General features: G+C 70.0%; 19 protein-coding genes. 14 read left to right on the top strand and 5 right to left on the bottom strand.

Annotation, left to right across the window (positions count from 1 at the left end; genetic code table 11):
• Positions 1–45 precede the first annotated feature (45 nt).
• The gene (locus OV208_RS06035) at positions 46–201 is read right to left on the bottom strand and encodes a tyrosine-type recombinase/integrase (protein WP_267572878.1); all 156 of its coding nucleotides are present in this window, start codon (positions 199–201) and stop codon (positions 46–48) included.
• 179 nt (positions 202–380) lie between these two features.
• On the opposite strand from OV208_RS06035, the gene OV208_RS06030 reads away from it, so the two are divergent.
• The 5 genes from OV208_RS06030 to OV208_RS06010 all read left to right on the top strand — a co-directional run bounded on the left by OV208_RS06030 (position 381) and on the right by OV208_RS06010 (position 4,719).
• The gene (locus OV208_RS06030) at positions 381–797 is read left to right on the top strand and encodes a protein kinase domain-containing protein (RefSeq protein WP_324291349.1); all 417 of its coding nucleotides are present in this window, start codon (positions 381–383) and stop codon (positions 795–797) included.
• A gap of 46 nt (positions 798–843) precedes the next feature.
• Positions 844–2,166, top strand: coding sequence for a hypothetical protein (locus OV208_RS06025; protein WP_267572877.1), 1,323 nt, complete (start codon positions 844–846; stop codon positions 2,164–2,166).
• A gap of 331 nt (positions 2,167–2,497) precedes the next feature.
• Positions 2,498–3,688, top strand: coding sequence for a DUF2380 domain-containing protein (locus tag OV208_RS06020; protein ID WP_267572876.1), 1,191 nt, complete (start codon positions 2,498–2,500; stop codon positions 3,686–3,688).
• Positions 3,685–4,155 (top strand): NUDIX hydrolase, encoded by a 471-nt coding sequence (locus tag OV208_RS06015; protein WP_267572875.1) that lies wholly within the window; start codon positions 3,685–3,687, stop codon positions 4,153–4,155. The genes OV208_RS06020 and OV208_RS06015 overlap by 4 nt, the downstream gene beginning before the upstream one ends.
• Positions 4,156–4,248: 93 nt before the next feature.
• Positions 4,249–4,719: an NUDIX hydrolase gene (locus OV208_RS06010; protein WP_267572874.1), complete on the top strand. Its 471-nt coding sequence runs from the start codon at positions 4,249–4,251 to the stop codon at positions 4,717–4,719.
• A 41-nt stretch (positions 4,720–4,760) separates the two neighbouring features.
• Here the strand turns inward: OV208_RS06010 and OV208_RS06005 are convergent, their stop codons facing one another.
• Together OV208_RS06005 and OV208_RS06000 are read right to left on the bottom strand one after the other, a co-directional pair.
• A complete protein-coding gene (locus OV208_RS06005) occupies positions 4,761–5,537 on the bottom strand; it encodes a hypothetical protein (protein WP_267572873.1) in 777 nt (258 codons plus the stop codon).
• Between the two features lie 13 nt (positions 5,538–5,550).
• A complete protein-coding gene (locus OV208_RS06000; RefSeq protein WP_267572872.1) occupies positions 5,551–5,811 on the bottom strand; it encodes a hypothetical protein in 261 nt (86 codons plus the stop codon).
• A 162-nt stretch (positions 5,812–5,973) separates the two neighbouring features.
• Between OV208_RS06000 and OV208_RS05995 the strand changes: the two genes are divergently transcribed.
• The 8 genes from OV208_RS05995 (at position 5,974) to OV208_RS05960 (ending at position 13,660) form a co-directional block, all read left to right on the top strand.
• Positions 5,974–6,867, top strand: coding sequence for a hypothetical protein (locus OV208_RS05995; protein WP_267572871.1), 894 nt, complete (start codon positions 5,974–5,976; stop codon positions 6,865–6,867).
• A gap of 213 nt (positions 6,868–7,080) precedes the next feature.
• Entirely contained in the window at positions 7,081–7,299 is a 219-nt protein-coding gene (locus OV208_RS05990; RefSeq protein WP_267572870.1) for a hypothetical protein, read from the top strand.
• Between the two features lie 44 nt (positions 7,300–7,343).
• Positions 7,344–7,562, top strand: a complete 219-nt coding sequence (locus tag OV208_RS05985; RefSeq protein WP_267572869.1) for a hypothetical protein — start codon at positions 7,344–7,346, stop codon at positions 7,560–7,562.
• Positions 7,563–7,606: 44 nt separating this feature from the next.
• The gene (locus OV208_RS05980) at positions 7,607–7,816 is read left to right on the top strand and encodes a hypothetical protein (RefSeq protein WP_120541179.1); all 210 of its coding nucleotides are present in this window, start codon (positions 7,607–7,609) and stop codon (positions 7,814–7,816) included.
• Positions 7,817–7,853: 37 nt separating this feature from the next.
• Complete coding sequence (locus OV208_RS05975; RefSeq protein ID WP_267572868.1) at positions 7,854–10,838, top strand: DUF1611 domain-containing protein; 2,985 nt, start codon at positions 7,854–7,856, stop codon at positions 10,836–10,838.
• Positions 10,839–10,848: 10 nt separating this feature from the next.
• Complete coding sequence (locus OV208_RS05970) at positions 10,849–12,651, top strand: peptidase domain-containing ABC transporter (protein ID WP_267572867.1); 1,803 nt, start codon at positions 10,849–10,851, stop codon at positions 12,649–12,651.
• Positions 12,652–12,674: 23 nt separating this feature from the next.
• Positions 12,675–12,965 (top strand): hypothetical protein, encoded by a 291-nt coding sequence (locus tag OV208_RS05965; protein WP_267572866.1) that lies wholly within the window; start codon positions 12,675–12,677, stop codon positions 12,963–12,965.
• Positions 12,962–13,660: a S8/S53 family peptidase gene (locus tag OV208_RS05960; protein ID WP_267572865.1), complete on the top strand. Its 699-nt coding sequence runs from the start codon at positions 12,962–12,964 to the stop codon at positions 13,658–13,660. Before OV208_RS05965 ends, OV208_RS05960 begins: the two co-directional genes overlap by 4 nt.
• A gap of 15 nt (positions 13,661–13,675) precedes the next feature.
• On the opposite strand, the gene OV208_RS05955 is transcribed toward OV208_RS05960, so the two are convergent.
• Positions 13,676–16,297, bottom strand: a complete 2,622-nt coding sequence (locus OV208_RS05955; protein ID WP_267572864.1) for a carboxypeptidase regulatory-like domain-containing protein — start codon at positions 16,295–16,297, stop codon at positions 13,676–13,678.
• A gap of 349 nt (positions 16,298–16,646) precedes the next feature.
• Here OV208_RS05955 and OV208_RS05950 point away from each other — a divergent pair, with 349 nt between their 5' ends.
• Positions 16,647–17,186 carry a hypothetical protein gene (locus tag OV208_RS05950; protein WP_267572863.1) on the top strand — a complete coding sequence of 180 codons (540 nt, stop codon included), beginning with the start codon at positions 16,647–16,649 and terminating at the stop codon, positions 17,184–17,186.
• Between the two features lie 9 nt (positions 17,187–17,195).
• Here OV208_RS05950 and OV208_RS05945 read toward each other — a convergent pair whose 3' ends face one another.
• Positions 17,196–19,979: a putative Ig domain-containing protein gene (locus tag OV208_RS05945; protein ID WP_267572862.1), complete on the bottom strand. Its 2,784-nt coding sequence runs from the start codon at positions 19,977–19,979 to the stop codon at positions 17,196–17,198.
• Between the last annotated feature and the right edge of the window lie 150 nt (positions 19,980–20,129).

Here is a 20,129-nt window from a genome sequence, read left to right as displayed (position 1 = left end):
TGGTGGGGGACTGTCATGTGCCCCCAATGTGCCCCTCTGGCGCGGTCAGGCCAGAGCGGCGCGATGCTGCGAAGCGGGCGCGTCGATTTGTTGGACGGCGCGCTCCTTCGTTTCCGGGGAGAGGTGGGCGTACCGCATCGTCATTTCGAGGGTGGCGTGGCCCATCAGCTCCTGGATGACCTTGAGCGGGACACCGCGCATGGCGAGGTGGCTGCCGGTGTTGGTGGCCCAGAGCCCTTGCGCAAGCGGAGGGCCGCCCGCGAGGGGGCTTCCTTCCGTGCCCGCGCGCCCGAGTGCTTCTTGCGCATGGCGGCCTTGAAGTCCTCGACCTTCGCGAGGCCAATGGCATCCAGCGCAATGGCTCCGAAGAACGGCAGGAGGTGATCCGCCAGAATCTGCCGTTTGCGGAGCAGGGTGGAACCCTTGTTGAGGTCGCGGCGGCACTGGACTGCGCGCACACGCGCACGGATGAAGCGGGCCTGCCGCTGGGCATCGTCAACCGCGACGTCAACCCGGGACACATCCGCCTGGGGCCACGCGGTGAGGTGCGGATGACGGACTTCGGCGTGGCCCTCTCCCGGTTGACGGGCCGCGTGGCGACGTCTTTTCCCCGGCCCCAAGGCGAAGTCCTCTATGTCGCGCCCGAAGCACTGATGGGCGACGCGGTGGATGCGCGAGCGGACCTTTTCTCCCTGGGGCTGACGCTGCTGGAGTTCGTCACGGGGCGGCACCTCTACGACGCCCTCGGGGCATGTTCCTTCCGGATCCAATCGGCTTGTCGGACTCGGCGGGTATGACGGGGTTCTGCACGCCGCACCGGAGTGCAGTCAGGAGGCGCGAGCAATGGGCAACCGCCGGTGGGCGGTGCTGTGGCTGGGGCTCCTTTCCATGCAAGGAGCGGCCACGGCGTCGCATGACTTCGAGGCTTCGGTCCCCAAGGAGCCGCCCAGTTCCTGGTCTTCACTGGCACGGCTGGAGGCGGCGCCTCTCGCGCTTCTTCCGCGCTCAAGTGGCGGTGAGGCCGAGGGCTTCGTCCAACTGGAACCCACGCTCATCCTGGATGGTGGTTCGGAGTTCGGGCTCAACCTCGGCGCTCCGGTTCGGTTGCGAGCGTGGGGTGGCGCGGGCCTCGTGCGGCGCGAGGACTGGGACAGCCTCTCGGACTGGGGGCAGGTGGTGCGCGGCCTCAAGCTGGGCTCGAACACCGCGCCCGTGGGCGTCTGGTTCGGAACGCTGGAGTCCTACAGCCTGCTGTCCGCGCACCTCGTGCGGCGCTATTCCAACCGAAGCAATCCTGACTACCACCCAGCGGGAGGCTTCCTCACCGGCACGCTGGGCCCCCTCTACACGCAGGCGTTCGCCTCGGACGTACTGGGCGCGCGCCTCATGGGGGCGGAAGTCGTGCTGGACCTGGAGCACGTCTTCTTCGGCCAGCCCCGCGAACCAGACCGCTACACGCTGGCACTTTCCGCCGTGCATGACTGGGGGAAGGCTGGAGGTCGCGCGCCCCCGGTGACGCTGGCGCACCTGGACGGCACCGCCGTGGTGGTGGTGCGGCCGGACTTCGAGGCCCACCTGCTTGCCGGTTGGGGCGGACGGCCCGGTGCGGGCGGCGCGTGGGGGGCGGTAGTGGGCGTGGGCGCGGATGCAGTGACTCCCACACTGGACCTGCGGCTGCGCTTGGAGGTGCGCAGGCAGCACGGTGGCTTCCGACAGGGCTACTTCGGCCCGGACTACGAACTGGCGCGCTTCAAGGCGGCAGGGCTGGAGGGAGTGCCACTGGCGGAGGCCCACTTCCCGGACGGGTACTCGGCCTATGGCGAAGCGGAGGTGGGCTGGGACGCGGTCCGCTACGGCGGCCTCTCCAGGCACTTGAAGCTGTCGCTGGGTGCGGAAGCCTTCTCCTGGGGCCGCTTCGACGTGGATGGGCGTGTGTCGATGCAGCTCTTCGCGCGCAACCTCGAAGTGGCGTTGAAGGGACTTGGGGTGGGCATGGGCCAGCCCGGAGCGCGCTACCTGGGGGCCGCGGAAGTCCGCTGGCGATTGCTGGGCGGGAAGCTCTACGCGATGGGGACAGGTGGCACGCTGCTGTTCCCCACGCCGGAGGGGACGCTGCTGCCGGGGACGTTCGCCTCGGTGGGCCTGGGGGTGGACGATGCGCGCTGACGCCCTGGTGCTGGCCCTGGTGCTGCTGGCCACGGGATGCGCCTCCGTGTCGCAGGTGTCTGGGCGTGGCCGAAGCTTGAGCTATGCGCCGCGAGAGGACTCCTCGCCCGCGTGGGTGGAGGCTCCGAACGATGAGCCCCCGCGCGCTTGGAGCGCTCTCCCACGTGTCCTTTCCGGGTCTGAGCAACGGCTCCTGCGCCGCCAGCAGCCGCGTGACGACGTGACATCCGTGGGAGACGTCGGCAGGGAGGCAGCCGCTGGGGGCGAGGCCCGGAGCGCAGCACTGACACGGCAGGCAGTCCTCGACGCGACGAAAGAGGTGAAGGGCTCCTTGCGCGGCGTCGAGGCCGCCTTCACCAAGCTGACGGCCCGTTCTCCAGACCTTTGGGGCTGGAGCCTCACCGGCGTCTTCACGCGCTACCTTGACCAGGGCTCCAAGCAGGTGACGTGGCTTCATGCCGTGCTTGGGAGCGCCACCGTGTTGACGGAGGTGGCCTCGGAAGTCGGCGACACGGACATGGAACTGGGCCTGCTGCGCATGACGGGGCCGAAGCTCCAGGCGGCTTGGTTCGGGGCCCTCCTGCTGGCCACCTGGGTGGACTTCCTGCACCTCGCGGACGCCGTGCTCCGTCACTGCCCCATGTGCAGCGCCGAGAAGCTCTTCGTGGATCTTCATCGCGTGCAGGGGCTGATGGAGCCCACGCTGACGGACCTCGCCTCACTGGACCCGGAGCGGGTGGAGGCGGCGACCACCGCGATGCCCGAGCTGATGGGGAAGCTGACGCGTGAATTCGACACGCTCCAGCGGGAAACCCGCGAGACCCTGAAGCTTGGCGGGCAGGTCATCGCGGCGATGCAGGCGGTGGAGATGGTCACGATGATCTCCACGATGAAGATGGCCATGCCACGCGTGCCGCCCTCGGCCCCTGTGACGCCTGGCGTGGGCCTCGTGATGAGTTCGGGCAGAGTCATGGTGGGCTCGCGGATGGTGGTCTCCGCCGAGTGGGTGGAGATGATGCGAAGGCTCGTGCAGGCGGGCGTCATCTCCGTGCCCGCCGTCGGCGCGGCCGTCCTCATTCAGGGCGGACAGGTCACGATGGCCCAGGCTCATCAGGACCTACCCAAGGGCGTGCGCGACGCGCTGGGGGACGGCCCCGAAGTGCGCGGCATGCAGGTGACGGGCAGGGCGGGGGCGGGCATGTCGGACGCCCCAAAGCACCATGTGCTACCGCAAGAGCACCGCGAGTGGTTCGAGCGGCGCGGCTTCATGGGTGACATGGACATCGACCAGTTCTGTGTCCGGTTGGAGCAGGCCCACCACGAAGCGATTCACGGTGGAGGGAACTGGAAGCTGGGGCGCATGTGGCCCGGTGAGTGGAACCGGATGATCATGGAGGCTCTGCACGAAGCTGAGATCACGGCAGGTCGGAGGTTGACGCGGAATCAGGTCCTGGACATCGTCGTGGAGCGTATGAAGGTCTACAGAGTTCCAATCACGTTCACGCAAGGGAGGAGCCGATGATCGACGGACGTTCATGGCGGGAGAACTGGAAGGCCCGCTTGTATGAGCGCGTCCGCGAACGGGGCTACGACTCACTGACGGCTTTTGCCGAGGCCCGACCCACCGCATCGTTGGTGGTGCTGGCCGAGGAGCTTGGTCCAGACGACGTTGCCGGAATTCAGGTGTACGATGGATTGGTGGCTGAAGCGGTGCGAAGCAAGCAAGTGACCCGCTTGGTACGTGGACAACTTGTGCGCGAGCTGTGGGGGAGCATCCCTGAGGGTTGGCCGGCCGTGTTGGATGACGACAACCGCTTCAAGGTTGCTAAGGCACTTGGCCCCTGGATTGCCTATACCCCAGACACTCATAAGGAGCGCGCACGCCAATGCAGGACGTCGCTCCTCGCCAATCCGCCCCCTGCTGGCTGGCGTCCGCTCGGTCCTGACGACGAACTGCTCCGGACGCTCCTTCCCGACGAGGAAGCCTGACCGGAAGCGGTGGTCCCGCCAATTGGCGAGGCGGAGCGCCACGTTGCGACGTCGCCACTTCGTCTCGCAGAACTTCAACAAAGGGGGAAGCCGATGACCGACGGGCGTTCGTGGCAGGGGAACTGGAAGGCCCGCCTGTATGAGCGCGTCCGGGAGCGCGGTTACGATTCGCTTACCGCCTTTGTCGAGGCACGCCCCACCGCGTCGCTTCTGGCGCTGGCCGAGGAGCTTGGTCCGGACGATGTCGCCGGAGTGCAGGTGTTCAGCGGACTGGTAGCCGAAGCGGAGCGCAGCCATCAGGTCACACGCCTGGTGCGCGGGCAGCTCGTGCGCGAACTGTGTTCGCATCTCCCAAACGGTTGGCCGGCCGTGATGGATGACGGGAACCGCTTCAAGGTCGCGCGCGCACTTGCAGGTTGGTATTCCTTCACCCCAGAAACCCATCAGAAGCGCGTTGATAGGGCTGGTGATGCGCTCCTCGCCAATCCCCCTCCTGCTGGCTGGCGTCCGCTCGGCCCCGACGACGAGCTTCTCCTCACGCTCCTGCCCGACGAGGAAGCCTGAGCAGCACCGCCGCCGCTCACGCGGACCCCAGGGTGGCCGTATCAGCCGAAGCTGGAGGTCGCTGAACCGGCGTTGCCGCCCGCCAGGGGCTTGTAGGGGAAGTAGAGGTTCCTCACGAAGCGGGTGAACAGGTGCTCCTCGTTCCATCGCTGACGGGCCATTCCGTACACCCCCGGCGCGCGCAGATCGTGAGCGGAGACGCCGGTGACGAACTCGCGCTCGCTGTAGATGGCGAACACCTCGTCGACCGCCGCGCGGCTGCGATACGTGCGCAGCACGGTGCGGTAGATGAGTTCGCTCTCGTCCTTCGTGAAGGCGAGCCCCTGGATGGCATGCGCCATCTCGTGGAAGACGAGGTACTGCTCCGACTCCAGCCGATCCTGTCTCAACGCAATGCGCGCCCGGGGCCAGTCCGGACGGTCCCAGAACAGGCCCGCGGCCCGCGGTGACACCGCCTTCGGATAGCCATACTTCGCCAGGGCGTGTCCGGGAGGAATCAGCTCCAGCGTGAGGGGCCGGGCGGCCTCCATCCGGGCGATGAGCGCGAGATTGCCGGAGAGCTGCCGGGCGATCTCCTCCTGCACCCGCTGCACCTGCGCGGCGGGGGCACCGTAGGTCTTGAACTCCAGCTTCGCCTGCACATAGGCACGGGCACGCGTCGGTCCCTCCACAGGAGGGCGGCCTCCGCGCGCCTCGAACACATCGCCTCCCGCCAGCAGCGTGAAGGCGCTCAGCGGCTGACGGCTTCCGACCTCCGCCGCCAGCGGCGTGACGTCCGGCGTCGAACCGTCCAGGGTTTCGGAGTGCTCCGGTTGCATGCGCCCATTCCCCTCAGGAGCAGGTCTTCGCCTGCTGGTTGCATTCGTCGACACACCCCGGCGTCTGCGTATCGGGTGTGCGGCCCACGGACTGCCCCTGCACGGAGTCCTGGGGAATCCGCAAGGCGGCCCGGGAGGACGGCTGGCAGCTGTTGAGACACGCGTTGTGCTGGCTGCGACACGACGGCGACAGGTTCGACGTATCGAGCGTCGCGCACCCGGAGAGCGCCGCGAGCCCACCTGCCAGCAGCGCAAGGCCACGAAAGAGGTTCATGGCCGGGAGTCTACGCGCGGCCCGGGGCCCGTGAAGAGCCCCCGCCATGACAGGGGGGCCAGCTATACCAGTGCCATTCTCCAACTCCGGCCCCGTGATTCCCGCAGGGTCTCCAGTCCCCTGGCCCAAGGTCCTTCCATGTTCCGTCCGCGTGGCGCCCCGATGTTCGCAGCCCTCGTGCTGCTCCCGCTCCTCGCCGGATGCCCGGCGGATCCCGAGTGCACGGACGACCGCGACTGCGCGACCCGTGGGCCGGACATCGTCTGTGTCGACGAACTCTGTGTTCAAACCCCCGTGCAGGACGCGGGGCCGACGGACGCGGGCACGGACGGTGACGCCGGCTCGGATGCCGGTCCAGGCGCCGCGGACGCGGGGCACACCGATGCGGGCACGGACGCCGGTCAGATCGACGCGGGGACGGACGGCGGCACCACCGTTCCGGAGGCCTCGCTGCGCATCACGGAGATCAACCCCACACACCCGCAGGACCTCATCGAACTGGTGGCCGTCACCGGCGGGACGCTGGGTGGCATCTCGCTCGTGGAGCTGACCAACGCTGGCTTCCGCTTCACCTTCCCCCAGGGCTACACGGTGGCGGCCGGGGCCGTGCTGGTGCTCCACCTGGGCGGCGACTGCACCGATGCACCTGGAGCACCGGCCTCCTGTGGCCAGACGGCGCCCTTCACCGCCACGGCCTGGGACTTCAGCCTGCCGGGCTCGCTCAGCTACTCCGGCAAGGTCTTCGAACTGCTCGCGGCGGATGGCTCGCCCGTGGATGGCGTGCCCTTCGTCAGGGACTCCGGCGTCATGCCCGATGAAACGGTCGCCGCGGTCCAGCGCCTGCAAGCGGATCGCGTCTGGGATGCCACCCCCTGTATCCACAACATGGACACGGGGCTCGCGAAGGACCGCTACTGCCGCAACATCGCGGTGAACTGGTCCGACCTGGGAACGGACTCCAGCGTCATGCGCATCGTCGGCACCACCCCGCTGGCGACCCCCGGCTCGGCGACGCAGTGGAGCGCCCCCCTGCCTTCGCGCTGGGGCACCTACTGACGGGATGGCGACGGGGAGGGGACCGGCGCGGCTCTCCAGCACTGCCTGCGTGTGCTGATCAAGACCCGGCGCATGGACCGGGCCTCCGGATGGGGGGAAGTGTAGCAGGGGCCATGCTCACCCACCTTCCCTGGCTTGTTCCTTCCCAGGTCCTTTCCTAGGCTTCACGTCTTTCGCGGAACCTCCCCACCTGACACCTGCTGGAGCCTCCCCATGCGGTACACGCGCAAGAACATCTCCGAGCTGCTCGACACCGTTCAGGGCAGTCCCGACGTGATGGGCTTCTGGACGTCCACGTTCGGTGGCTACACCTTCACGATGGTTGCGTCCGCGGGCGGGACAATCTGGCAGGACGTGAGCTACCCCGGCCACAAGGTCTGTGAGGACGGCGGCCAGGTCATGGTCGAGGACGCATCCACCGCCTGCCGCTAGCACCCGCTGTCTTCCACCCTTATCGCCGCACACGGAGTCTTCGGATGCGTTACACGCGCAAGAATGTCAGTGAGTTGCTCGACTCGGTGCAGGGTGATCCGGATGTGACGGGCTTCTCCACGTCGATGATCGTGGGTTCCACCTGGACGCTGGTCCCTTCGTTCGGCGGCGGCATGGTGTGGCAGAACAGCTGGGGCACCCGCTGGACCTGTGAGGACGGCGGCCGCGTCGCCCCCGAGGACTCCGCGACCTTCGGCTGCTAGCCAGCGCCGCACGCTCTCACCCACGCCACACACGGAGGTCACGGATGCGTTACACGCGCAAGGATGTCTCGGAACTGCTGGAGACGGTGAACGGCGGCCCGGACGTCATGGGCTTCGCCACGTCGAACTTCTCGTCCACCACGTACACGCTCGTCGCGTCGGGGCCGGGCACGGTGTGGCAGGACCTGTACAACTCGGCCCACCGGGTGTGCTCGGAGGACGGCGCCACGTCCCCCTACGAGGATTGCCGCTAGCCTTCAGCCTCACGCTTCCCTTCGTCTCACGGCCCCCATGAATCCCAGCCTCACGCTGATCCTCAACACCCACATGCCGCAGGTGTTGGGCACGGGGCCCCTCTTCGATGAGCCGGAGAACTGGCTCTTCGAAGCGCTGACGGAGACGTACCTGCCGCTGTTCCGGATGTTGGAGCGCTGGGACTCCCGGCGCTTCAACGGCACGCTGGTGATGTCCTTCACCCCGTGCCTCGTGCAGCAGCTCCTTGCCTGCGAGGAGCGCTACACGGGCTACCTGCACCTGCTCGGGCGCATCGCCACGCGCGAGGTGGAGCGCACGTCGCGGTTGGAGCTCTACAACCGCTACGAGAAGTTCCCGCAGTCGCTCTCCGATGAGGCGCTGTCGCGGATCCACCGCACCGCGGGCATGTACCTGCGGCGCGTGGAGGACAGCCTCGCGTTCCTCAAGGAGCACAGCCTGCGGGACGTGTTCGCGCAGCTCGGGCGCTCGCGGCTGCCTGGCGTGCAACTGTGGACGTCCTCCCCGCAGCACAACTTCCTGCCCTTCTTCGAGCCCGCAACCGCGGACCGGCTGGTGGCGCGGGGCGTGGAGTCCTTCCAGGATGTGTTCGGCCGAGAGCCGGACGGCTTCTGGCTGCCCGAGTGCGCCTTCCATCCCGGAATCGAGCGCGTGCTCACGCGCCACGGCATCCGCCGCACCGCGCTCAGCCTCAACGGCATTGGCGCCTCGCAGCCCCAGGACCCGAGCGGCGTGTTCCGCCACGAGGACCTGGAGGTGCTCGTCCACGACTACCGCATCGGGCTGCACCTGTGGAAGTCGCCCGACGCCACCTTCCCGGCGCATCCCGTCTACCGCGAGTTCTTCCGCGACGTGGGCTTCGACGTCCGGCCCGAGTACTTCGACGAACTGGGCGTGCCCGTGCCCGCGAACAAGCGCGGGCATGTGTGGACGGGCCTCAAGTACCACGCGGTGACGGGCCAGCAGGTGGGGCTGGGCGAGAAGGGCCTCTACGACCTGGAGGCCGCCCGCGCACAGGTGCCGCAGCACGTGCGCGCGTTCTGGGACCTGTTGGAGTCGCGCCGCTCGCTCGTGCAGGACGGGCAGACGTTCGTGCTGGCCTTCGACACGGAGCTGTTCGGCCACTGGTGGCACGAAGGCATCGAGTGGCTGGACGGCGTGATGCAGCCGGAGCTGCCCCGGGAGGTGTCCGTCGCCGCGCCCGTGCCGCCTCCTCCGTCCCTGCCCCGGCTCTACTATTCGACGTGGGGGCGGGACTTCTACAGCGAGCACTGGCTGACGCCGGGCAACTGCTGGATGTTCGGACTCATCAAGCTCGTGGAAGCGCAGCTCCCCGAGCCGGTGGACGCGGAGACGCGCGAGACGTGGCGTCGCTTCGAGGTCTTCAGCGGCAGTGACCTGCTGTTCATGATGCCGGATCCCACGCAGCGGGAGCGCGCGCGCACACTGTTCCTCCAGCGCTACGCGGACGTCGTGTCGCGCCTGCCGCACTTCACACCCGAGCTGCTCACCGCCTTCCCGGTGGATCCGTTCAAGTGCGTGCTCATCCACGTGGGGCCGCCGGGAGAGGAAGCGCCGCCGCCATTCCTCCTGCGCCGGTTGTCGCGCCAGGGCTCGTCGGACGCGCGCCGGGAGATCACGCTGGACCCGGAGGTGGTGGACGTCGCGGGGCTGCGCGTCTCCTTCCAATACTTCCTGCTGCACCCGCAGGCCCGCTACGCGCTGCGCGTGGAGGGCTCCGAGCGCGAGCACACCTTCCAGATGCCGGACTACGGCGTGCCGCTGCTCATCGCGCCGGACACCCGCACCTATCCCAAGTACGACCCGGAGGTGCTGTACCGGAAGCTGGGGGAGATCTGGGAGGGCGACCAGCGGCTGCCCATCCTCCAGGCCCCCACGCTGCGCAGCCGCCACATGTACACGCGCGCGCAGGTGACGGAAGTGCTCGGCGGCAAGCGGACCGCGGTCTTCAAGTACAACAAGGAGGGCTACGCGCTCCTGCGCTTCCGCGAGAAGAGCGTGGCGCCTGCGTCGGTCGTGTTCGACGACACCGTGTCGCTCAACGACGCGGGCGCGTACATCCAGGCCGGGTCGCTGTCCGTGCCGGTGCACAGTGATCCCTCGGAGATTTCGAAGCAGGACTTCGATGCGGTCGTCTTCACCTGCTCACTGAACTTCGAGTCCGAGGTGCCGCACGTCCGGGCGCTGCTCGAAGTGGCCACGCGCAAGCGGCTGCCGGTGGTGTCGCTGTACGACGACATCCTCTACTACGACCTCTTCGACGGGCTGGAGCCGGACCCCTCGCTCTTCTACCGCGTGGCCGTGCCGGAGCAGGACGCGCTCGCGCACCCGCCGGGTCCGGTGGACTACCAGCCGCGCAACCTGCTGGGCGTCTTCGGCACGGACACAGTGCAGGGCAAGTTCACCACGCAGGTGTACCTGCGCGAGGCGCTGGCGAAGCACGTGCGCGTGCGCCATCACTCCACGGAGCCCACGGGCATCCTGCTGGGCTCGGACACCGGCTACTCGCGCGTGCTGCGTGTGGACGCCGACCAGCGCCTGGCGTTCGAGCGGCGGCTCATGTTGGACCTGGCCCGGGACTGCGACGTGGTCATCACCGGCGGGCAGAACGGGCTGCTCTTCTCTCCGGCCGGAGCGGACCGCCGGACCAACGCCTCCACGATGATCTACGAGACGTTCCTGCCCCGGCTCGTCGTGCTCAGCGTGTCGGTGGACACGAAGCCGGAGGACGTGCTCGCGACGCGCGAATATCTGGAGACGCTGGCCCGCGAGCACGACGTGCCCTGCACGGTGGTGGGCCTGGCGATGATGGGCGGGCGCAAGCTGCTGGGCAGCCGATGGACGGAGACGTGGTTCCTGGGCGTCCGGGACGAGGTGCTGGAGGCCGCGCGGCAGCGGCTGGAGCAGCAGACCGGACTGCGCGTCCACGCCATCCCCGAGGAAGTGGACGCGCTCGCGCGCAGCGTGCTCACGCACCTGTGAGGGTCCCTTGATGGAACAGACCGGCGCGATGCAGGAGGAGGGACCTCCCGGGCTGCGGCAGTCGGCGCGCTACCTCGCGGCGCTCCTGCGCCTGCTGCGGCCCGCCTGGGGCGCGCTCGCCCGGGGCGCGCTGCTGGGCCCCGTCATCACGTTGCTGCTCCTGGTGCCGCCCTTCCTCACGCGGCTCCTGTTCGACCACGTGTCGTCGCTCAAGGACCTGGAGCTGCTCCACGTCCTCGTGGTCAGCATCCTCGCCGCGTCGGTGGCGGCCGCGCTCGCGGAGGCGCTGCTGGGCTTCTACTCGTCCTATCTGAACATCAAGCTGGAGAGCTCCGCCGCGCTCTACCTCTTCAACCACCTGCAACACCTGCCGGACCGCTTCTTCTCTCGGCGCCAGGTGGGCGAACTCACCAGCCGCTTCGAGGACGCGAAGGCCGGGATGTCCCTGGTGCTGGGCCTCTTGCGGCTCGTCTTCTCGCAATTCAGCTTCCTGATCATCATCCCGTTCACGCTCGCTTCGCTCCACTGGGAGCTGGCGCTGGCGGCCCTGGCCACGCTGCCCTTCGTCGTAGCGGTGCCGCTCGTGATGGGGCGCGCCATGGGCCACGCGTGGCAGGAGGTGATGGGCGTCCACGGTTCGCTCAACGCGCTCCAGGTGGAGACCCTGCGGCAGAGCCGCACGACGAAGGTGCTGGCGCTGGAGCCGTTCATCTACCAGCGCGCGGCGGGGCTGATGCGGTCGGTGTTGCAGGCACACCTGCAAGCTCATGGGGTGGAGGGGCGGCTGCGGCTGTTCGAGCGCACGGTGGAGGCAGCGCAGACGGCGCTCTTCACGTGGCTGGGCTGGCGGCTCATCCTCCAGGGGCAGCTCACGCTCGGCGGCTTCGTGGCCTTCGTGGCCTATGCCGCGTACCTGCGCGGTCCGGTCATCGAGGTCATCTCCTTCGTCACGAGTCTCCAGCAGCGCGGCGTCCACCTTCAGCGCTTCTTCGAGTACCTGAACGAGACGCCGGAGCAGGATCCGAACCGCTCCCTCCAGCTCCCGGCTCCGCTGGCGCGGCGGCTGGACGGCGGGGTGGAGCTGGAGAACGTGTCCTTCGGCTATGCGCCGGAGCAGGACGTGCTGCGCGAGGTGAGCGCGCGCATCGAGCCCGGTGCCGTGGTGACCATCGTCGGGGCGAGCGGCTCCGGGAAGACGACGCTGGCGCGGCTGCTGACGCGGCTGGAGGAGCCCGGCCAGGGACGCGTGCTGTACGACGGACGCGACGCGCGGACCCTGGAGCTGTCCGAACTGCGTCGGCAGCTCGCCGTGGTGTGGCAGGACGTGGAGCTGTACCACGGCACCCTGCGCGACAACCTCACGCTGGGCCTCTCCGATGTGTCCGACGAGGACCTGCGGCAGGCCGTGCGACTGTGCGGGTTGGAGTCCGTCCTCGCGGCACTGCCCCAGGGCTACGACACGCCCGTGGCCGAGGCGGGCGCCAGCCTCTCCGGTGGGCAGCGGCAGCGGCTGGCGCTGGCCCGCGCGGTGCTGCGCGACGCGCCCGTGCTGCTGCTGGACGAGGCCACCTCGCAGCTCGATGTGGAGACCGAGGCCGCCATCGTCCACGCGCTGCTCGCGCGGGCCCGGGAGCGGCGACAGACGGTGCTGTTCATCACCCACCGGCTGGCCAACGCGCCGCTGGCCGACGAGGTGTGGATGCTCGCGGGAGGTCAGCTGGTGGGCCGGGGCCCGCACGCGGAGCTGCTCGCGCGTTGTGCTCCCTACCGGCGGCTGTACCGCACAGGCGTGGGCGAGGCGGACGCCGCCTGACGCGGCGACGGGAACGAACGGTCATGACCCACGAGCCCCTACGCCCTGTCGCACCGCCGCTCCCCGCGCGGCTTCCCCTGCTGGAGGATCCGGATCATCCCGGCCTCTTCGTCGTGCGGCGCATTGGCTTCCTCACGCTCCTGCTCGTGGCGGGGCTGGGCGCGCTGATGCTGGTCGCGGGTTGGCTCGTGCGCTTGACGGTGTCCGTCCCGGACGCCGTTCCTCCCCGGACGGAGTCCGTGACCCTGGGCACCTACGTGTTCCGGCAGTTGGGGCACGCCCGGCTTCCGGGGCCGGGAGGCGGGACTCCGTGAAGAAGGTGGGCATCATCGACAGCGGCGTGGAGGTGGCCTTCCTGCGCGAGCAGGGGCTCCAGCTCGCGGGAGCGGCCCGCTTCACGCTCGACCTGGAGGCGAAAGAGCTGGAGGCGCGCGTCTACGAACGCGAGGAGCTGGAGGCGTGGCGCGCTGGCGATACCGCGCTGGACCTGGAGGACACGCACGGACATGGCACGGCCATCCTGAGCATCCTGCATGATCAGGTCAGCCCCTGGCCGGACGTGGAGCTGTATGTGGCGCGCGTCCTCGACGAGGGCGTGCGTGGGCACTCGCTGTGCCTCGTGGAGGCGCTGGGGTGGATGCTCGACGAGGTGGGCGTGGACCTGCTGAACCTGAGCCTCGGCACGACGCTCCGTGCACTGGAGTCGCCCATGCGCGAGGTGACGGACCGCGCGGCGGCGCGAGGCGCGGTCATCCTCTGCTCGGCGGGCGGGATGCCCACGCTGCCCGCGCAGTTGGAGTCGGTGGTGTCGGTGGGAGATGGCGCGCTCATGGAGCGGGTGGGCGCCGACGTGAAGGTCGACCATGTCGTGCGGGAGCGGGAGGTGAAGCTCTACATGGGAGGCCACTGGCTGCATGCGCCCATGACGACCAGCTTCGCCTGCGCGGTGGCATCGGCCGGAGTGCTGCGCGACGGCTGCCCGCCTGAGTGGCGGCGCGGGCGGGGCTGAGCGCCGCCCGGGGTCTCACGGGGATGGAGAGCCCGACGTCGGCGGTCTGGGCGCCAGTTCAATCTGGCCCACGTTGAACATCTCACCTGCCTGCAATTTCAGCGGGCGTCTCACGTGCTCATGGTTGGGCTCCATGATGATGAGGGTACGCTCACCCGGGCGTACGTCGGTGAGGGTGAAGCGCCCCTGCTCGTCCGGGCCGCGGTCCTCCCCGTGCGTCTCGCCCTCGATGGAGACGAACGCCTCCGGCAAGGGCGCCTTCGTGACCGCGTCCACCACCCGGCCCGACACGGTGGCGGAGGCCTTCAGGGTTATCTCGACTTCGAGCATCCTACCCACGCTAGGCGTCACCAGTGCCTCTCCTGTCGCCCCGTCCGCTGTCCGCGCGACCAGTTTCAGGGGCTCGGCCGGAACGCCCTTCCATTCGAAGCGCTCGCCCGGGAACTCCCGCGGCCCCTGTCCCTGGGCCAGGAAGCCCTTCTGGAGCTGGAGGACCAGGCTGAAGCCGCGCACGGGCCCGTCCTCGCGTACCACCCGGCCCTGGAGCGAGGCCGCGGAGCGCAGCCTCACGACGACTTCCTGCCCGGCGCTCACGGGCACGGCGTCACTCGAACGTCCGCCGTTGCGCGCGTTCAGCACCACGCGGCGCATGGAGGTGCCTGGCGCGAGGGAGATGGAGAAGCGGCCCTCCTCGTCCGCGGAGTCCATCATCAGGGGATTGCCCCGTCCGTCCGCGGCCGTGAGCGTGATGGAGGCCCCCGGCGAGGGCGTGCCGTCCGACTCCAGGACGACGCCCCGGTAATCGTTCGCATCGCGTGAATCCTCCCAGGTGAACACGACCTGGACCATCTGTCCCGCCCGCACGCCCACCGACTGCTGCGCGCTTGAGTCGAAGCGGCCGCGCTCCGTGAGCAGCAGCATGTGGCCCCCTGGCGGGAGGAGCATCCGGAAGGTTCCATCCGCCCCGACCGCGACCGCTCCCGGGGCCCCGGGGCCCGTGCTTCCGACGCCGAGGGACGTCACGCTCAGCGTCCCCTGGGGGAGGGCGCCCCGGGCCGCGCGCACCACGCCCACCACGGTGCCCGTCCCCCCCAGCGTGAAGTCCGCTCGGGTCGCGCCGTCCTCGCCCACCTCCACTGACTGGACGACGCCCACCGTGGCGCCTTCACGTCGGACGGAGAGGTGCACCCAGCCCGTGGGCAGCCCTTCGAGCCGGTAGTGCCCCCTGGCGTCGGTGCGGGCTTCGCCCGGCGCGCTGTCCTCGTCGTTCCCCGGGGCGAGATGCGACACCTGCGCCTGGGCCACCGGGCTGCCGTTCCCCTCGCGCACCAGCCCCTCCACCGCTCCAGTGCGCGAGAGCATCAGCTCCACGGGGAAGCGTTCGCCCGCGCCCACCGTCAGCCCGTACCGCACGGTGGACGAGAAGCCCGGGGCGCTCACCCTGGCGTCGTAGCTGCCGGGCGCGAGCCCCTGGAGCCGGAAGTGGCCCTCGGCGTCCGACAGGGCACGGCCGGCGTCCTCGTCGCCGCCCGAGCGATGGAGGTCGACGCGGGCTCCTTCCACCGGCGTGCCCGAGGAGCGCTCCACCACGCGGCCCTCCAACCGCGCGCCCGGTCCCAGTCGGATCCGCACGTCGCGCACCATACTCCCCGCGATGGAGACGACGGGCGCGTCGAGCGCGCCAGACTCGTCGCCGCGCCGCGCGGAAAGGGTGTGGGAGCCAGGCTCCACCTCGAGGGAGAAGCCACCTTGCGCGCCCGTCGTCACCCCCGGATCCAAGCTGCCGTCCACCCGCACCTCGGCGTCCGTGGCCGGGAGTCCTTTCGCGTCCACGACGAAGCCCTCGATGACGCCGGCCACCCGGAGCGCCACCGTCACCGGACCCTCCGAAGGGATCCGCAGGCGCTCCATCACCGTGCGCGCGTGGCCGGGCGCTCGGGCCTCCAGCCGCCAGGTGCCGGGCGCGAGCCCCTCCACGCGGAAGGCCCCTCGCGCGTCGCTCGTGACGTAGACGCGCTCCTCGTCGGGAGCCTCGGCGCGTTGCCATGGCTCCAGCGTCCGGGCGTGCGCCGTGAGGATCAACTCCACGAGCGGCAGCGATTCCTGCGTTCTCTTCACCACCGTGCGCCCCGTGAGCGACTGTCCGGGCAGGAGCGAGACCCGCAGCGACGTGAGGCGCTCGCCCTGGGGGCGCACGACGTCCCGCAGCAGCGTGGCCTGCCCGGGGGCGCGCACGGCCATCAGGTAGCGCCCCGGCCCGGACGCGATCCGGACGTGTCCTCGCGCGTCCGTGACGCCCTCGCCCTCCCGCCGCCACGCCGTCGTCCCAGGCGAAGCGTCTCGCGTCCCCTGCCTGTAGAGCCGTGCGTGAGCCCCCGCGATGGGCTGCTCACCCACGAGGACCTCCACGTCCAGGACGCCCTCCGCCTCGCTGGGAGCCTGGGCCAGCGAGGTCGTGTCGCCCGCATCCGGCCTGTCGGAGCGACCCGGCGCGGACGCGACAGGCACCAGCCCCTGGGGCGCGACCGTGGCGCGCTCGTCCGCAACCTCCGGTCCCCCCGAGCGCAGGCCCCAGAACAGCGCGAGGCCACACCCGACCAGGAGGACCGTCAACACCCCGATGAGCCGCCCGCGCATGCCTGCCATCCTCGAACCCCCGCTCCACCGGAGGTACCGGACGCGAGTATCACCCCGAAACGGCCCGTGGGGTCTCCTCGTCCCATGCCCATCACCCCGCCAGCGCGGGGGAGGGGCGCGACACCCGGCAGGCCAGACCGGGCAGCCGGCCAGACGAGGGGGTGTCGGGTCGCCGTGCCTGCCGGCCTGCTCCCCTGTCAGGAAGGACCGGGGCCCTTCCGGCCGGGTCTCGCGAGCGTGGCCCGTGGTTCCCGGAGGGACGCAGCGTTCGCATCTTTTCCCGAGGGAGTGGGGTTGGGGTCCGTGATGGGGAGTGGACCCTTTCGCACGAAGCGGGAGGACGTGGCCAATGCGTGGAATGCGCGGGACGGCGGGCCTGCTGGTGCTGGGCCTCGTGGGGCTGGGAGGCCTCTGGGCATGTGGACGTGAGGAGCCGAAGATCGAGGGCCCTTCCGCGAAGCAACGCGAGGGGCGCTCGGACGTCCTGCGCGGGCTGATGGCCTCCAAGGAGCGGGTGGAGCCCGAAGCCTTGAAGGCCGCGGGCGAGGACGTGAAGGGGAGCACCGTCTCCACGCAGCCGATGCCCGAGGGAACCGGCGGCTCCGGCCGGCCCGAGGCGCAGGGCTGGGCCGCGGGCAAGGTGTCCTGGGTGGGCGACGACGAGGTGCTCTTCGTGGACGGCTACGGCGAGGAGCGCGAGGTCCGCGTGGAAGCGGGCACCCACCTGCGCCGGGACGACCAGCCCGTGGCGCTGCGCGACCTGTCGAAAGGGGATGAGATCCGCGTCACCTACGAGGACACGAACGCAGGATGGATTGCCCGGGACCTGGAAGCCGTGCCCGGGCGCGATGCACCCGAGCCGGACCCCACCTCACCGCCGCTGCGATAGCCCCCGTCCCTAGAAGGCGCCCCCGTCCGCGCGGCGGCCCGGCGACGACGTGAGTCCAGGCGGCAGCGTGGTGTGCCGAGCGAAGCCCGCGTCCGGCGACAGGTCCGGGGTGCGGTTGTCGGACACGTTGTCCACGGGGTTCGCGTAGGCGTAGGTGTCCACGATGCCGCCGTCGGTGCGTCGCAACTGCACGGTGTCCCTGTCGTTGTTGAGGCTCAGCGTCCCGCTGGAGGCCGCGACGGTGTCGGGCGTGCCGGCGGGGAAGGCCGTGGAGCCGCCGTAGATGACCAGGGCCCGGCCCGGGGCGAGCGTCGTGCCCGGCGCGAAGACGTGCCGCGAGGAGATGGCGTCCCACAGGCTCCAGCGCGACAGGTCCACGGCGGCGGGACCCGCATTGTAGACCTCGATGAATTCGAGCGCGGCGCTGCCCTGCGGCCTCGCGAAGAACTCGTTGATGAACACGCGCGGGTGCGTGCGCGTGAACCAGAGCGCCTCCGGGCTCATGTCGAAGCGCGAGTCCTTCGCGGTGTCCACCACGCGCACGCGCACCGTGGGGTTCTCCAGGTCCGGCACCGTCCACGCATGGCGGCCCATGGCCGCGGACACCGACGGGGCGATGACGCTCCAGTGTTCGCCGCCGTCGTAGGAGACCTCGATGCGCACGGTGCCCACGCCCGCGGAGCGCCAGGTGAAGGTCAGCGTCTCGCCCGCGACGAAGGTGCCGCGCAGGGGCTCGGTGAGCTTCACGCGCGGACCGGCGGGGCCGCTGAAGTCATAGCGACTGAGGACGGGGTAGTGGTCGCTGACGGCCCCGGCGTAGTCCGGAATGGACGTCTCGGGACGGAGCACCTGGACGGTGCCGGGCACGGCCTCGATGGTCATCTCGTCGGTGGTGAGCGTGTGGTCGATGACCTCGTCGTACTCCACGGTGGTGCGGTTGCGGGTGACGGTGAGCAACTGGGTGATGAACGTGTAGTGCGTGGGGTCGTCGAGGAAGTTCGCGAACGGCGTGGGCAGCGCGGTGCCGTTGTCCTTGGCGATGGACTCATCCAGGTCGTCGTTCCAGTCGCCGATGACGAGCACGCGCGCCTCGGGCAGCCAGACATCCAGGTAGTTCTTGAGCGCGGCGGAGGAGCGCAGGCGCTGCCCGTAGGAGGTCAGGTCCTCGAACGCCTTCATGTGCACGACGATGACGACCAGCGGCGCATCCTCGCCGTGGATGCGGGTGGTGAAGTCCACGCGCAGGGGCGGGCGTCCGCCGAAGTCCGCGGCCTGCGCGGTGAGGATGATCTGCGCGCTGCGGTAGGTGAGGGAGCTGTCGTAGAGGATGCCCGGCTTCTGTTCGCCCGCGGAGTACAGCGACGTGCCGCTCAGCACATACGTGGAGTTGTTCGCGAGGAAGCCCGTGTAGCCCGGCAGCCCGGCCTTGAGGGTGTCGAAGTCGGCGGTGTCCACCATCTCCACGAGTCCCCAGACATGGGCGCTGGCGGAGCCCAGCACCTCACGGGCGCCCGCGATCTGGAGATCATCCGGCAGGCCGCCGTCGGAAGTGGAGCGCGGCGGTCCCTGGTTGGGGGCGCCGAACCACTCCAGGTTCCAGTGGCCCACGGTGAACAGCTTGGAAGGCGCGAGCACCGTCAGCGGCAGACGGCGCGACACCGTCTGTCCCGTCGCATCGCGCACGGTGGCGGTGAAGGGCACGGTGCCCGCGGCGGTGGGCACCCCGGACAGGGTGCCCTCGGGGGCCAGGGCCAGACCGGCGGCCAGCGTGCCGGTGAAGCTCCAGGTGTGTGGCTTGAGTCCGCCGGACGCGACGAGCGTTCCGGAATAGGGCTCGCCCACGCGTCCGTCCGCGAGCGTCAGGGTCTTCAGCTCGAAGTCGCGGGAGGCGAAGGACAGCCGCAGCTCGCGCGAGGCCGTGCGACCGTTGGCGTCGGTGATGGTGACGGTGAAGGCCGCGCCTTCCTGCGTGGGCGTGCCGGACAGGACTCCCGCGCCCGACAGGGTGAGGCCCGCGGGCAGCGCATCCGGGGCCACGCTCCAGACGAGCGGCACCTTTCCTCCGGTCGCCGTCAGCGTCGCGGAGTAGGGCTGCGCCTCCTCGGCGTCCGGCAGCAGGGTGGAGGTGATGGACGGCAGCGGGAGGATGGACAGCGCCTGGGTCCAGGAGGCGGCGCGGCCCGAGTCCTGGACGCCCACGGTGATGACGGCGCTCCCGGGGGCGCCAGGCACACCGGACAGGTTCCCCCCGGCCTCCAGGCGCAGCCCGTCCGGCAGCGTGCTCCCGGTGCTCCAGACGGGGGCGACGGCGCCGTCGGATACGTGGAAGGTCCAGGTGTAGGGTTCGGAGACATAGGCGTCCGGGAGCTGAGCGAACGTGGTGCCGCTGACTCGCAGGGACAGCGTCTGTTCGACGCGGGTGCCTTGGGCGTCCTGCACCTCCACCGTGAACGTGCTGTCACCGGAGAAGCGCGGGGTGCCCGTCAACACACCCTCGGAGGACAGCGTGAGCCCGTCCACGAGCGGGCCCAACGTCACCCGCCAGGAGTAGGGCGCCTGCCCTCCGGAGGCGATGAGCGCGGCCTCATAGGGCGCGAGTGCTTCGGCGGGAGCCAGCGTCGCGCTGGAGATGGTGAGCGCGGGAGTCTGCCCCGCATCCACGGTGACGCCGCTGTCGGGATTCTGTCCCGCATCCAGGGGCACGCCGCTGTCGGGAGGCGGGGAGGGCGTGGGGCCGGGACAGGCGCTGAGCAGCAGGGCCAGCAGCGGAGCAAGAACGCGAGGAAGGGACATGGGCCATCCGAGCCGGGCGCCGGGGTTCGCCGCGGACTCGAGACAGAGGCCCACCGCGATGGCGGGCGGCGCGTCCCGACAGGGGACAGCGTGACATATCCACCGGCGGACAAGAAGAAGGGCCGCGATCCCAGGAGGATCGCGGCCCTG

The organism is Corallococcus sp. bb12-1, from assembly GCF_026626765.1.
GTDB classification, from domain to species: Bacteria; Myxococcota; Myxococcia; order Myxococcales; family Myxococcaceae; genus Corallococcus; species Corallococcus terminator.
The sequence above is the reverse complement of the archived record's forward strand: the minus strand, read 5'-3'. Positions and strand labels throughout refer to the sequence as shown.